At 40.0% G+C, this 14143-nt stretch carries 12 protein-coding genes and 4 pseudogenes; 11 read left to right on the top strand and 5 right to left on the bottom strand.

Annotated elements, in window-relative coordinates; genetic code table 11:
* The 4 genes and pseudogenes from B9T38_RS15640 to B9T38_RS15630 all read left to right on the top strand — a co-directional run.
* Window positions 1-126 (top strand): annotated as a pseudogene (locus B9T38_RS15640) (IS6 family transposase); the annotation flags it as partial.
* Between the two features lie 698 nt (window positions 127-824).
* Window positions 825-941 (top strand): annotated as a pseudogene (locus B9T38_RS17250) (hypothetical protein); the annotation flags it as partial.
* A gap of 87 nt (window positions 942-1028) precedes the next feature.
* A pseudogene (locus tag B9T38_RS17165) lies at window positions 1029-1168 on the top strand (cation diffusion facilitator family transporter); the annotation flags it as partial.
* A 177-nt stretch (window positions 1169-1345) separates the two neighbouring features.
* A complete protein-coding gene (locus B9T38_RS15630; protein ID WP_004281881.1) occupies window positions 1346-1960 on the top strand; it encodes a thiol:disulfide interchange protein DsbA/DsbL in 615 nt (204 codons plus the stop codon).
* Window positions 1961-2036: 76 nt separating this feature from the next.
* On the opposite strand, the pseudogene B9T38_RS17160 reads toward B9T38_RS15630, so the two are convergent.
* Window positions 2037-2150: pseudogene (locus tag B9T38_RS17160) on the bottom strand (TetR family transcriptional regulator); the annotation flags it as partial.
* Window positions 2151-2220: 70 nt separating this feature from the next.
* Here B9T38_RS17160 and B9T38_RS15625 point away from each other — a divergent pair.
* Window positions 2221-3153, top strand: coding sequence for an IS5-like element ISAba12 family transposase (locus tag B9T38_RS15625; RefSeq protein WP_034581348.1), 933 nt, complete (start codon window positions 2221-2223; stop codon window positions 3151-3153).
* Window positions 3154-3223: 70 nt separating this feature from the next.
* On the opposite strand, the gene B9T38_RS15620 is transcribed toward B9T38_RS15625, so the two are convergent.
* The 4 genes from B9T38_RS15620 to B9T38_RS15605 all read right to left on the bottom strand — a co-directional run bounded on the left by B9T38_RS15620 (window position 3224) and on the right by B9T38_RS15605 (window position 7870).
* Window positions 3224-5701 carry a heavy metal translocating P-type ATPase gene (locus B9T38_RS15620; protein ID WP_004281880.1) on the bottom strand — a complete coding sequence of 826 codons (2478 nt, stop codon included), beginning with the start codon at window positions 5699-5701 and terminating at the stop codon, window positions 3224-3226.
* A 178-nt stretch (window positions 5702-5879) separates the two neighbouring features.
* Window positions 5880-6074 carry a heavy-metal-associated domain-containing protein gene (locus B9T38_RS15615; protein WP_004281879.1) on the bottom strand — a complete coding sequence of 65 codons (195 nt, stop codon included), beginning with the start codon at window positions 6072-6074 and terminating at the stop codon, window positions 5880-5882.
* A gap of 469 nt (window positions 6075-6543) precedes the next feature.
* Window positions 6544-7425 carry a CopD family protein gene (locus B9T38_RS15610; protein ID WP_004695733.1) on the bottom strand — a complete coding sequence of 294 codons (882 nt, stop codon included), beginning with the start codon at window positions 7423-7425 and terminating at the stop codon, window positions 6544-6546.
* A 64-nt stretch (window positions 7426-7489) separates the two neighbouring features.
* Complete coding sequence (locus tag B9T38_RS15605; protein WP_004695736.1) at window positions 7490-7870, bottom strand: copper resistance CopC family protein; 381 nt, start codon at window positions 7868-7870, stop codon at window positions 7490-7492.
* Window positions 7871-8221: 351 nt separating this feature from the next.
* Here B9T38_RS15605 and B9T38_RS15600 point away from each other — a divergent pair, with 351 nt between their 5' ends.
* From B9T38_RS15600 to B9T38_RS15575, 6 genes are all read left to right on the top strand, one after another.
* Window positions 8222-8464 (top strand): DUF2789 family protein, encoded by a 243-nt coding sequence (locus tag B9T38_RS15600; protein ID WP_004281876.1) that lies wholly within the window; start codon window positions 8222-8224, stop codon window positions 8462-8464.
* Between the two features lie 603 nt (window positions 8465-9067).
* The gene (locus tag B9T38_RS15595) at window positions 9068-9499 is read left to right on the top strand and encodes a hypothetical protein (protein ID WP_004695737.1); all 432 of its coding nucleotides are present in this window, start codon (window positions 9068-9070) and stop codon (window positions 9497-9499) included.
* Between the two features lie 26 nt (window positions 9500-9525).
* On the top strand, window positions 9526-9774 hold the full coding sequence (locus B9T38_RS15590) for a DUF2933 domain-containing protein (RefSeq protein WP_004695740.1): 249 nt from the start codon (window positions 9526-9528) through the stop codon (window positions 9772-9774).
* A 20-nt stretch (window positions 9775-9794) separates the two neighbouring features.
* Window positions 9795-10445: a methyltransferase family protein gene (locus B9T38_RS15585; protein WP_004663997.1), complete on the top strand. Its 651-nt coding sequence runs from the start codon at window positions 9795-9797 to the stop codon at window positions 10443-10445.
* Window positions 10446-10456: 11 nt separating this feature from the next.
* Window positions 10457-12832: a heavy metal translocating P-type ATPase gene (locus B9T38_RS15580; protein WP_004663996.1), complete on the top strand. Its 2376-nt coding sequence runs from the start codon at window positions 10457-10459 to the stop codon at window positions 12830-12832.
* Entirely contained in the window at window positions 12829-14112 is a 1284-nt protein-coding gene (locus B9T38_RS15575; RefSeq protein WP_004663995.1) for an MgtC/SapB family protein, read from the top strand. The genes B9T38_RS15580 and B9T38_RS15575 overlap by 4 nt, the downstream gene beginning before the upstream one ends.
* Window positions 14113-14143: the final 31 nt, after the last annotated feature.

Raw genomic sequence — 14143 nt, 5'->3', positions numbered from 1 at the left:
ACGGCTTATGCCACAATTAAAGGTATTGAAGTCATGCGTGCACTACGTAAAGGACAAGCATCGTCATTTTATTATGGTCAGCCTCAGGGTGAAGTGTGTCTAATCAACAGGGTTTTCGGTCTCTAAGTACTTTTTAAAGGGAACATCATCGACTCAAATCTCTATTTGCAACAGTGCCTAATTAAATCCCTTACAATTCAAATTTTTCAGCAACGACTTATCTTTGTTAAAATAGTATTAATTTATTTTTTTTAGGACAAACCTTAACAAAATTACAAATTTGTAATTTGGTTGTCATTTAGGTGTATATATCTAGGAATTAGTATATGAAGAAATTATTTTTTGGTCCAAGATATGATTAGATTCAATAATATATATATGAAGATTGTTTTAGTTATTTTTACTATAGTTTTTTCAACCAGTAGTTTTGCTGATGGGGGACTTCGTTTCTTAGAGAAAAATTTAGAAATAATTAACAATGAAAAAAGCAAAGGGTGTGAAGAGAATTAATTCAAAATTATAATGAAGCACATATAACTAGGAAAACTAAAAATTAGTTATTTTTAGTATGGTGTAACTAAGATTAATTAATTTTTTTAAATCGAATGATAAATATATTTATTGTTTTTAATTTATTCTTTACCATTTTCAAATTTTTAAATAATCCGAAAAGACTATTTTAAACTTTAGGGTTACATATGCTCCTATACATAGGCAGGAATAAATATGCAACTTAGTATATTTGCAACAATAGTACTGGAAAGATTCATGTAATAATGCTTAAAACTCTCTAATTAGTTAGGGAGGCATTGGAATTGGAGAAAGAAGTAAAGTGCCCACTAGCAAATGTGGTTATTGGAGGAATTATCTCATCAACCCTTCTTATGTTGGTTTTATTACCAATATTGTCCCGGTGGATAAATGAAAAGAAAGCTTCTTGACCAATTATAGTAAGCAATTTTTAGCAGAAATATTGAGGCTTACTCAAGTCTCTCAGCTAATCGTAAATAGAATAAGGAAACTATTGTATGTCAGAAGATCATTCTCAGAGCCACGCGGCTGTTACTGAAGAGAATAGTAAGAAGCTAATATTTACTGTAGGTTTGACCACTACGTTTTAATCGTAGAAATTATAACCGTTTTTATTACTCAAAGTTTAACTTTTGTGATTATCTAAAAACACATAGCGGTCGAATGGCCATATTAACTGACTTAAAATCAGTCGCATACTTTAATGTAGCGGTTCTGATAGCACAAAAGTTCGCAGCATGAAAACGGAACCGGCATAATTGATTTATAGTGAACCCATACACTAAGCATAATGATTTAGAGGACGATAATCCCAATGAAAAAATTCCTTTTAGGAGCTGTTGCCGCATCTGTTTTGGCCTTTTCAGGCAATGCTATGGCCAATTTTGTGGCAGGTCAGGACTATCAGGTGGTCGCAAAACCAGTCAAAGTCGAAAAACCGGGCAAAATTGAGGTACGTGAATTCTTCTGGTATGGCTGTGGTCACTGTTTCACGTTGGAACCGCATATGCAGGACTGGTTGAAAAAATTACCCAAAGATATCCGTTTTGTACGTACACCTGCTGCAATGAACCCGCTTTGGGAACAGGCTGCACGTGCTTATTATGTTTCAGAAGCCCTGGGTGTGCGTCAAAAAGCACATTTACAGTTATTCCATGATATTCATGACAAGCAGCGTCCAATTTTAGAACAGGCACAATTGGCCAAGTTCTATACCCGTTATGGTATTTCTGAAGAGAAATTTAACACGACTTATAAATCATTCCCGATTTCGTCAAAAATTGCTCAGGCAAAAAATTTGACTGCTCAATATCAGTTAAGCGGTGTACCAGCGGTGACCGTGAATGGTAAATATATTGTGCAGGGCAATGATGCCAAAGTAATTCAGGTGGTGAATTACCTGATTGAAAAAGAGCGTAAAGCCAAATAAGACGCGATTGATTATCTCTAAAAAAAACCTGCATCGAATCTGCAGGTTTTTTTATTTAAACTGGAGGAATGGTTATTTACGTCCTGACTGCCGGATCTGGTGTTTCTATCGGCGGGCGATACCAGTGTAAAATTCCTCGGAATAAGAGCTGCATCTGCAACACGCTTTGCGCTTTAAAGTCATGGGATTGAATATGAATCGTGGATGGCTTTGTTGCACAAACCTATCTGTAAAGGGTTTTTCAGCGATATAATTTTCAAATGAAGAAGCCTGCACACAAAATCTACCGCACAACCAATTGGCCCGCATATAACCGAGCACTCATGAGTCGCGGAAATATTGCCATTTGGTTTGATCCTGCTACGCAATGGTATGCTCCGTCCATCGGTAAACAAGGGCGAAATCAAACCTACTCCGACGCAGTCATCCAATGCTGCTTAATGATTAAATCCTTATTCCGTCTGTCTTTACGTATGGTCACTGGCTTTGTGCAAAGTCTGATTAAACTTTGCGGATTAAATTGGATAGCTCCAGATTACACCACGCTTTGTAGAAGACAAAAGCATATTGATATTGTAATCAGCTACCAAAAAAGTAGCGATGGGCTGCATCTACTCATGGACTCTACAGGCATGAAGTTTCTAGGTGAGGGCGAATGGAAACGCAAGAAACATGGACCTGAATATCGTCGCCAATGGCGTAAACTTCATATTGGTATAGATGCTAAAACCCTACAAATACGAGCAGTTCAGCTTACAACCAATAATGTCAGTGATTCACAGGTGCTTGGTGATTTACTTAATCAGATTCCACAAGATGAGCGGATTGACTCTGTTTATACCGATGGAGCTTATGACACCAAGCAATGCCGTCAGGTCATTGCAGATCGGCAAGCGCATGCGGTGATTCCACCTAGAAAAAATGCGAAACCATGGAAAGATACAAAGAGTAGCTCGCTAGAGCGAAATGAATTACTTCGAGCAATTAAACGTTTAGGCAGGACACTATGGAAAAAATGGTCAGGCTATCATCGGCGAAGTTTGGTTGAAACTAAGATGCATTGCATCAAATTATTAGGAGATAAACTCAGTGCAAGGAGTTTTGATAGCCAAGTCAATGAGATCCATGCACGTGTGGCAGTCCTTAACAGATTTACGGAATTAGGTCGACCACTTACCCAAGTTACGCCTTAAATTTGGCTCAATTAGGGGCGCTTTGCATTTCAAATCTTTGTGCAACAAAGCCAATGTATATAAAAAATGGTTAAATAATTGCAAGGGGGGCTTTAAAACGTTTTAATCGTAAAGCATTTCCTAGTACAAATATTGACGAGAGAGCCATTGCACCAGCAGCAAATACAGGAGAAAGTAGCAGTCCAAATTGCGGATAAAGTACACCTGCTGCAATAGGAATCAGAGCTGCATTGTAAACAAATGCCCAAAATAAATTTTCACGAATATTGGTTATAGTCGCTTTGCTTAAAGCGATAGCATTTGGCACTCCTTTCAGGTTGCCAGACATCAAAACCACATCAGCAGCTTCAATAGCTACGTCTGTACCTGTACCTATTGCTAAACCAATATCTGCTTCTGCAAGTGCAGGGGCATCATTAATGCCATCTCCAACATATGCGAGTTTACCATATTGATTTTTTAATTTTTTAACGGCCTCTATTTTACCTTCTGGTAAGACTTCTGCAATAACCTCATCAATACCTAGTTTTTTTGCAATCGCTTGAGCTGTATGACGGTTATCACCTGTAATCATGGCAACCTTTAAACCTAACTGATGTAACGCTTCAATTGCAGCAAATGTTGATTCTTTAATTGGATCTGCTACAGCAATAATGGCAGCAAGTTTCTGGTCAATCGCAACATAGAGAGGGGTTTTTCCTTCTTCTCCCAAACGATCCGAAAATTGAGAAAAAACATTAGGATTCAAACCTAGTTTTTCCATATATCGATCTGCACCAATATGAACCAAATGTTCAGACACCGTTGCTTCTATTCCATAGCCCGTGACTGACTTGAAATCAGCAACAGGAGACAGAATTAATTCCTTATCTATAGCGGCTTGTACAATTGCTCGAGCAATAGGATGCTCAGACTTTGATTCAACGGCTGCCATAAGTGAAAGTACGGCATTGTATTCAAACCCTTCTAAGACATGCAGATCGGTTAAAATTGGTTTCCCTTCAGTCAGGGTCCCTGTTTTATCAACAGCAACCACTTTAGTTTCTTTGAGCAGCTGCAAAGCTTCCCCTTTACGGAATAAAACACCCATTTCAGCACCACGCCCAGTTCCCACCATGATTGATGTAGGCGTTGCAAGTCCCATTGCACAAGGACATGCAATAATGAGTACCGCAACTGCATTAACTAAGCTAAACGTTAGGGCTGGCTCAGGGCCGAAGATAAACCAAGTAATAAAAGTTAAAAGAGAGAGACCCATTACTACAGGTACAAACCACATGGTAATTTTATCAACCAATGCCTGAATAGGCAGCTTGGAACCCTGTGCCTGTTCAACCATTCGGATGATTTGAGAAAGCACTGATGAACTACCAACAGAGGTGGCTTTGATATTTAAGCTGCCACTTTGGTTAATTGTTCCTCCTACCACAGTAGAGCCTATCGTTTTTTCAACGGGCATAGGCTCGCCAGTAATCATGGATTCATCAATAAAACTTTGGCCGTGAATAACTTCACCATCGACAGGGATACGCTCGCCTGGTCTAATCTCTACAATCGTTCCTGTTTGAACTTCGGCAATCGGAACTTCTATCACCTGATTATTGAGCTGTATTCTGGCAACTTTAGGCTGCATTCCAACTAGATGTTGAATTGCTAAAGACGTTCGGCCTTTTGCCTTGGCTTCAAAAAATCTACCTAATAGAATTAAAGTGATAATAACCGCTGCAGCTTCATAATAAACATTGACCGTGCCTTGTGGCAGGACACTTGGAAAGAAAGTAGCAACCACTGAATAAAGATAAGCAGCCAATGTTCCTACAGCCACCAAGGAATTCATGTCTGGTGCTAAGCGGAATAAACTTGGGATGCCCTTTTTGAAGAAGCGTCGGCCTGGAAAAATTAATGCTACTGTGGTCAAGAAAAATTGCATTAACCAGCTATTTTGTTGGCCAATGTTATCCATCATAAACGTATGAAAGGCGGGAATCAGGTGTGATCCCATTTCTAAAATAAAAACGGGTAGAGTCAATAAGACTGACAGAATTAAATCTTTTTTAAGTTTTTCTAATTCAATATTCTTTTTATCTTGAAAGCTTTCCGTAGTTTGATGAACTGACTTTGCTTCAAACCCTGCTTTGGTGACGGCCTGAATTAACGAGTCACGAGTGACAGATGAGCTTGCCTGAATAGTCGCTTTTTCAGTAGCCAGATTTACATGAGCTGATTCCACACCCTCAACAGATTTTAAGGCCTTTTCTACTCGACCTACACAAGAAGCACATGACATACCCTCAATCGTAAGCTCTATTGGTTGCAGCGCTTCCACTTCGTAGCCTGCTTTTTCTACGGCTTTAATTAAAGTAGCGCGATCAAGTGGTTGATGCGCATAAATGACTGCTTTTTCGGTAGCCAGATTTACATGAGCCGATTCAACACCCTCAACAGATTTTAAAGCTTTTTCCACACGGCCTACACAAGAAGCACATGTCATCCCCTCAATCTCTAATGTTTCACTGTAGTGTGGCGTATCAGTCATTTCGGTACTCATATACGATCTCTATCATTTAGATATGCTGAGTTCTATATGCGAAGATCAGCTCGAACCAAGATTAGGGGGAATTCAGGGATTACTTTTATTTCAAGCAAGTACAGGTTTTATCTGTACGATGAGGAAAATAAGAGAGAGTAAAAGTGGTAAGGAATTCCCACTGTTACTCTAACAGAGATTAAGCAGGATCAGCTGTAAATCCACGCTCACTGAGAGTGGCAATGACTTGATCCTGACTCACCGTTGTGTTGATTTCAACAATACGGTTTTGTAAATCAATATCGAGTGAGGCATTCGAGTCGAGCTCTTTAATTGCGGTAGTAATGCCGCGTGCACAACCACCACAAGTCATATTAGCGATGTGAAATTTCATATGTTGCTCCTTTTTAACAAAACATTTGTTTAAAACATTAGAACAGTAACTCTAAACTTTCACCATACAACCAGCCTTTTTCTGAATCAGTGACTCGCTGTAACTTGGTCTGTTTACAACCTTACAGTTTTCTTCAGAGTATTCCAAAGAAGAGTGTTCTAATGACTACAGTAAAAGTACTTAACCAACATTAATGTGACTTTAAAATGACATTTTTGTCATCTACGATCACTCTGAAATTTATAAGATTAGTTGTTTCAATCAATGGTAGTGAACTGAATAGATGAGACCGTTATGGGTTGAAGATAAGCTAAAAACCGGTGACTACCTTTATGTATAATGCCTCATGATGCGATTTTACTGTTCTGATTGTCGTAAGTTGACAGTCCAGTAGAAACTTTATTGCTCAGCTACAAAAGATAAATGCAGTAATGTTAAATTTCCTCAATTCCCTTATTTTGAAATTCTCTTATTCAATACCCACGACAGTGGTTATATAGCCTGTTGTTAATAGAATTGATAGACCTAATAACATCTCAAATAAAATGGCATGACTAAGGTGTTTAGCGAATTTAGGATGTTGAAGACGCGGGGTGAAATACCATTTGTTGAAGGCAGCTAAAAGTAGAATACCTATAACAAAAAACATTTTAACCATGAAACCATAGCCATATGCAGTATTGATTAAGGTATTAAAATCTTTAATTAAAAGAAGAGCTACACTAGCGCCACAGGCGATTAATATCCCAACAATGAAAGCAGCAATACGTCCAAATACATGCATGCGATCTTTTAAAGGTAAACCACTTATTTCCCGGCTGGTTTTCCATAACGGATATAAAGACCCCATCCATAAAGACATAACTAGAATATGGATTGATAATAAAATTTGAGCAAGTAAGGTTAAATTAGCGACATGTCCGAGCTGGGAAAAACTAAAAATAATCGGGATAAGTAAAATACAAAATATTGAACTTTCAATTATAGAAAACTGACCTTTGTTCCTGTTAACTTTAACCACCATGAGAAGAAGTAAAAGAGCAAAACTAATAGAACGAAGAACGTATATATACCCCGTCGGAGTATTAACCAATATATTAATATACGTGGGGTCCACCATCCCTGTAATACCAGTATTGGCAAAACTACCAATCAGAATAAAAAATCCCAAGGTACTGGAAATTAGGCCTAATCCAGCGCCAATTGTAATATATTTAAGAATCGATTCTTTTAGTTCAAGATATTGTCTAAGTAAAAAATAGCAAAAGGCTCCACCAACGACAAAAGCTAAACTTAAATATAAAATAACCTTAGTTAACCAAGTGGCCCACATCCAATATTCAGAAATCATTATTTTTGTCCATTCTAGAACAACATGCCAGCACCTCACTGACATGTTGAAAGGTAATCAATTCTTATTTAGTTGATTTGATAGTGAAACTATATTCACCATTCATGTTGTGGCCATCTTTCCCCATTGTTGTCCAGACAACGGTATATTTACCTTTTTTCAGTTTCGGAAGAGCGACATCAAAGGATTTCTTTAAGTCATGAGTAACTTCATATTTTAAAGGAACATCTCTTCGCTGAGCATCCAGTAACTTAATATTCATCAACATAACCTCTGCACCAAAGTTAAGGGTCAAGTTCTTTGGTTGACTAAGGACAGATGCATTTTCCGCAGGAATCGCACTCACTAAACTCACATGAGCGAACGTAGTTGTAGTAGCCACAATCATCGTTGCAGCTACTACAACATGACGTAGAGCAGTCATTTTATTTTGAAATAATTTCATTTACGTTTCCTCTTGATTCGTTAGTTCATTAGAGATGACTTTATAAAATCTATATTTAATGAGACCACATCATCTCCTCTTATATTTCAATTATTAGTGAGAGACACAAACAGAGCGATGACTTCAAAATTACATTTTTGTCATTTTTAAAATTTAAAATCTTTAACTATTAAAATAATCTTATTGAAAAATAATGATCATTTAACAAACAAATTATGTAGGTGGTTGATTTATGAAATGTAGTAATCATTTTGTCTAAGAAAATAGTAGCTATTTAATTTTTTATATTTTAGTTTAAATATAAACATGTTATGTTTAATTTGATCTAATATAAATTTATGGGCTAAGCACATGACTCAAACACGTCCAAGAATGACCAAATTATTTGAACAGCTTGGTTTAGCTTCTACTGAAGAAGCAATTGCAAAATTCATAGAGAGCCATCAGCTAGCTGGAGATGTTTTTTTAACACAAGCAATTTTTTGGACTGATGCTCAACGTCATTTTTTAGAAGAAAAACTACACTCTGATGGTGAATGGACGACAGTGATTGATCAATTAAATGAGTCTTTACATGAAAATTCAGTAAAATAATTTTCCGTTAGTATTAAGGATCTACATTCTTCCCTGCATTGAATACAACTCATTCATACAGTAGTACTGTTTTGGAGATGGAATCTCTATTATATAAGTAGTAGATTCCTTACTCTGAAATTTGGATTATAAACCCTAATATTAAAAATAATCTTCTTTACCTTCTATCTAATAAATATACCAATAAGTTTAATAATTAAATTATCCACCCTTTTTTCTATAAAAAACTATTTTGATCAACTGTATTTTTTCTTTAAAGGAATAACAGTGTAAATTACATTAAGAATGTGTCTCTAACTAGCCTTGGAGTCATCTAATCATTTCATTTTTATTTTTTTAAGCACATAAAATCATAACAACTTTAATAGTTTTAAAAGATTAATATTAAATAAAATTTTTGTCATCTCAGCATAGACTATATATTTCGAGAAGATCTCAAAATTACATTTTTGTCATTTTTAAAAATAATTAATTAATAGTGCTAAAATTTTTAAGAGAGACAGAGAATAACCAAAAATTTCATCAGTTTAGTAGTCAAATTCCTAGTCTCTGTTCAGTACTAAAACATAGCTTTTACTTCCAAATTATTTAAAGGAAAAAATTATGATGAAATTCAAAAACATTTTTTTGGGCTTATGTATCGCAGCCGCGTCATTGAATACATTTGCACAGCAATCCGATGAACACAAAGATCACCACCCTGAAAAAACAGCACCATCTGCAGTAACAATTAAGCAAACAGTTACCAGCACCACTGCTACAGATAAAATGGCTGCAATGGATCAACACATGAAGGCGATGCAAGCCATGCATGAGAAGATGATGGCTGCAAAAACCCCACAAGAACGTCAGAAACTTATGGCTGAGCACATGAAACTCATGCAAGGAGGTATGAGTATGATGAAACAGATGGGCAGCCAAAGCATGAATGCAAATATGGCTGACCGTCAGCAGATGATGGAAAAACGTATGGACATGATGCAATCCATGATGCAGATGATGATGGACTGTATGCCTCCGTCAGCAACTAAATAGTTACCCATGAATTAGGGAAAAGCACCATGAATCACCAACACCAAGAAAATAATTCAGTACCTAACTTTTGGTCTACACGTTATGCCATTGGTCTAATCGTGCTGGGTGGTATCGCAGCTTATTTTCTATTAACGGAACATTTAGCCCACGTTATCGGTGCTTTGCCTTATTTATTCCTTTTAGCGTGTCCACTGATGCATATTTTTATGCATGGTGGTCATGGGCATAACCACTCGCAGCAAAAAAAATCCGATATATCTGATAACAAAAAATAGCTCTTATCAGGAGATCCATCATGAATCATGCGGAATCGGCTTATGGTTTATGGACGCTGGTTATCATTAACTCAGCAGTTTTTATCATGTTCGCTTTCAGTTTTTTTAGACCTTCCACTGCGCGCGATTGGCGTACATTTGGGGCCTTTTCGGCTTTTATCATTGCTCTATTTGTCGAAATGTATGGTTTTCCTTTAACCATTTACCTGTTATCTGGTTGGCTTCAAACTCGCTTCCCTCAACTTGACTTACTTTCTCATAATGCAGGTCACTTGTGGTCAACGCTATTAGGTGAAAAAGGTGATCCACATTTTGGCATTTTGCATATCGCCAGTTACGTTTTCTTGGGCTATGGATTTTACCTGTTATCAACGTCATGGCACGTGCTGTACAACGCGCAACGTCAGCATTCTTTAGCGATCACAGGCCCTTATGCACGTATACGTCACCCACAATACGTGGCTTTTGTGATGATCTTGCTGGGTTTTTTATTGCAATGGCCAACTTTACTGACACTGATTATGTTTCCAATCCTACTCTTAATGTACAGCCGCTTGGCAATTAAGGAAGAGGCTGAAATGAGTAAACAGTTTGGCGCTGTCTATGACAGCTATGCTCAACAGACTCCGAGATTTATTCCAAAATTCGGCCATAAAACCACTTTTCCATAAGAGAATTATTTATGTCAGATCAAAAAAATCATAACCAGGACCATATGGCACAGGCTACAACAGACGTACTGAAAGACCCAGTCTGTGGTATGACCGTCACTGAAGAATCGAAATACCATGAGGAATTTAAGGGGAAAACTTACTTTTTTTGCAGTGATAAATGTCAATCAAAGTTTCATAGCAGCCCGGTGCAATATATCGCTAAACCCGCAACGACGACTGCCGATGCACATACACAGCATCATCAGACTGTTCAACACGTTAATGCGGCAAGCACAACAGGTACGACCATCTATACATGCCCAATGCATCCAGAAATCAGGCAAGATCATCCTGGAAACTGTCCTAAATGCGGAATGACACTGGAGCCACTCATTCCTGAATTAGAGGAAGATGAGAATCCGGAGTTACGTGATTTCCGCCGACGCTTCTGGTGGACACTGCCATTGACCATCATCGTGACTTTTTTGGCGATGTTTGGTCATCAAATGAACCTGTTCAATATGGCTGTTCAGAGCTGGATTGAACTGGTGTTGTCACTCCCAATTGTACTTTGGGCAGGTTGGCCATTTTTTTCCCGGGGTTGGCAATCGGTTGTGAATCGCAGCCCGAACATGTGGACGCTGATTGGTTTGGGCACTGGAGCTGCATTTATTTATAGTGTGGTCGCAACCATTGCACCGCAAATCTTCCCAGACTCATTTATTTCCATGGGTCGTGTCGCTGTTTACTTTGAAGCTTCAGCGGTCATCATTTCATTGACCCTACTGGGACAAATATTGGAGTTAAAAGCACGTTCGCAAACTTCTGCTGCAATTAAGTCACTCCTTGGGCTCGCTCCTAAAACAGCTCGCCGAATCCTGCCTGATGGAACTGAAGAAGATGTTCCTCTAACGCATGTCCATGTAGGAGATTTACTCAGAATTCGCCCAGGTGAAAAAGTGCCTGTGGATGGTGTAATCACTGAAGGAAGTAGTTCAGTGGATGAATCGATGCTGACAGGTGAACCTTTACCTATCACTAAACGTATCGGCGATAAAGTCATTGGAGCTACCCTGAATACCAATGGTTCATTGATCATGCGTTCAGAGAAAATTGGTTCAAGTACCATGTTATCCCAGATCGTACAGATGGTGGCGCAAGCTCAACGATCGAGAGCACCAATGCAACGTATGGCTGATCAGGTAGCAGGTTGGTTCGTCATGGCTGTAGTGACCATTGCCTTGCTTACCTTCTTTGGATGGGGACTATTCGGCCCAGAAGAATCAAGCTGGGTTTATGCATTAATCAATGCTGTGGCAGTACTCATTATTGCCTGTCCTTGTGCACTAGGCTTGGCAACTCCAATGTCTATCATGGTTGCGACGGGTCAAGGTGCTACTCATGGTGTGCTGTTTCGTGATGCAGCAGCCATTGAGAATCTACGCAAGATTGACACACTAATCATCGATAAAACAGGTACGTTAACTGAAGGACGCCCTGTATTCGATCGTGTAGTTGCCGCATCAGATTTTGACGAATCTGAAGTATTACGTTTAGCCGCCAGTCTTGATCAAGGCAGTGAACACCCGCTAGCCGAAGCGATTGTAAACGCAGCACACGAACGTGGCCTGTCTCTTGAAACACCAGATAATTTTGAATCGGGCTCAGGGATTGGTGTTCGAGGTCAAGTGGGCGATCGTCAGTTAGCTTTGGGCAACACAGCACTGATGGAGCAATTGGGTATCTCGGTACAATCTCTGATTCCGCAAGCCGAAGAGCTGCGTTCGGAAGGTGCAAGTGTGATGCATCTAGCCATCAATGGTGAATTGGCCGGTCTGCTTGCAGTATCCGATCCCATCAAAAAAAATACCCCAGAAGCACTTGCCACCCTGAAGGAAGCGGGTCTACGTATCGTGATGGCAACAGGAGATGGTCTCACCACTGCCCGTTCAGTCGCAGCACGTCTAGGCATTGATGAGGTACATGGCGAAGTCAAACCCGCAGATAAACTAGAACTGGTCAGCAAATTGCAGAAGGAAGGTCGCATCGTGGCTATGGCTGGTGATGGCATCAATGATGCACCAGCCTTGGCTAAAGCTGATGTCGGTATCGCTATGGGAACCGGGACTGATGTTGCAATGAATAGTGCCCAAGTTACGCTGGTCAAGGGAGATTTACGAGGGATTGCTGTTGCCCGTTCACTTTCGGAAGCTACTGTCGGCAACATGAAACAGAACCTCATGTTTGCTTTCCTTTACAATGCTTTGGGTATCCCTATCGCGGCTGGCGTACTATATCCATTTACCGGTTGGTTGTTGTCACCGATGATTGCCGCCTTGGCTATGAGTTTGAGTTCAGCTTCAGTCATCACGAATGCCCTTCGCCTGCGAAATAAAAAGTTATGATAGAGAGTTCTTTTCTTCCACCAGATGTACCAGGTCTTATTGCAGCACTTGCCATCGGCCTGCTCATTGGTTTAGAACGAGGATGGCACGATCGTGAATTGCCCGAGGGCAGCCGAGTAGCAGGCCTACGTACCTTCACATTGACAGGATTGCTCGGAGGAGTGCTCGGTCATTTACAACCAAACTTCGGGCCTTGGCCGCTGGTCGCGGCCGTATTAGGGCTTTCCTTATTATTAACAGTGTCCTACGCGCGTACCGCAAAACTTTCCGGTAATCTAAGCGCTACCACGACGATCGCGATGCTGTTGACATTAGTTTTAGGTGCATATGCATCCCATGGTAATGTTACTTTAGCATTAACCGCGGCTGTAATCGTCGCTGTATTTTTGGATCTCAAGCCAACCTTACACGGTTGGCTACGCTTGATAGAGCATCGTGAATTAACCGCATCCCTGCAGTTGCTGGTACTTTCTGTCGTTATATTACCCTACTTACCCAATACGGGTCTGGGACCTTTTGCTGCATTAAATCCTTACCAGTTATGGTGGGCAGTGATCCTGATTGCCGGACTCTCTCTGGCAGGTCATTTTGCCATGCGGCTTACCGGTTCAGAAAGAGGCATATTCTGGACAGGTCTATTGGGTGGTTTGGCATCTTCTACAGCTGCAACTGTCGCACTGGCACGCTATACACGCCAGCACCCCGTCATGGTCAGTGCTGCTATTTCTGGAACATTGGCTGCCTGTGGCATCATGTTTTTTCGTATGGTTGTGCTGATAGGCGTCATTGAGCCAGCATTGCTAAGCACTTTTGGTGGTGCAATGATGATTGCGGGAATCCTTCTGCTGGGTATGGCATTGTGGAGACAACGCCAAATTACCAGCGCTGAAAACAACGATCGAACAATAGAAGCAATGGCTCCTTTTGATCTTGGGACAGCATTCAGCTTCGCTGCTTTCCTGGCTGTCATGGCAGTCTTGGTCCCGGCAGCAAAACAATGGTTGGGCACCAGCGGCATCTTCGTATTATCGACTATTTCTGGGCTAGCAGACGTAGATGCTATTTTAGTCTCACTTGCCCGCCTGCATAGTACTGAAGGCTTAACAACAAATGTGGCTGCTGTCGCGCTAGGGCTGGCCACACTGAGCAACATGTTAAGCAAAGCGACAATTGCATGGATGACAGGGGGGGCACAGTTTGGCCGAGCTATCATATTTGGCTACACAATTGCCATGATAGGTGCTGGCGTAGCTCTGGCTCTCAGTTTGAGCTTTATGTAAGGTCAACTCGGGTAAATGGAAGAGGTTCAAA

This window comes from Acinetobacter sp. ANC 4218 (assembly GCF_002135245.1).
Lineage (GTDB): Bacteria > Pseudomonadota > Gammaproteobacteria > Pseudomonadales > Moraxellaceae > Acinetobacter.
The sequence above is the reverse complement of the archived record's forward strand: the minus strand, read 5'-3'. Positions and strand labels throughout refer to the sequence as shown.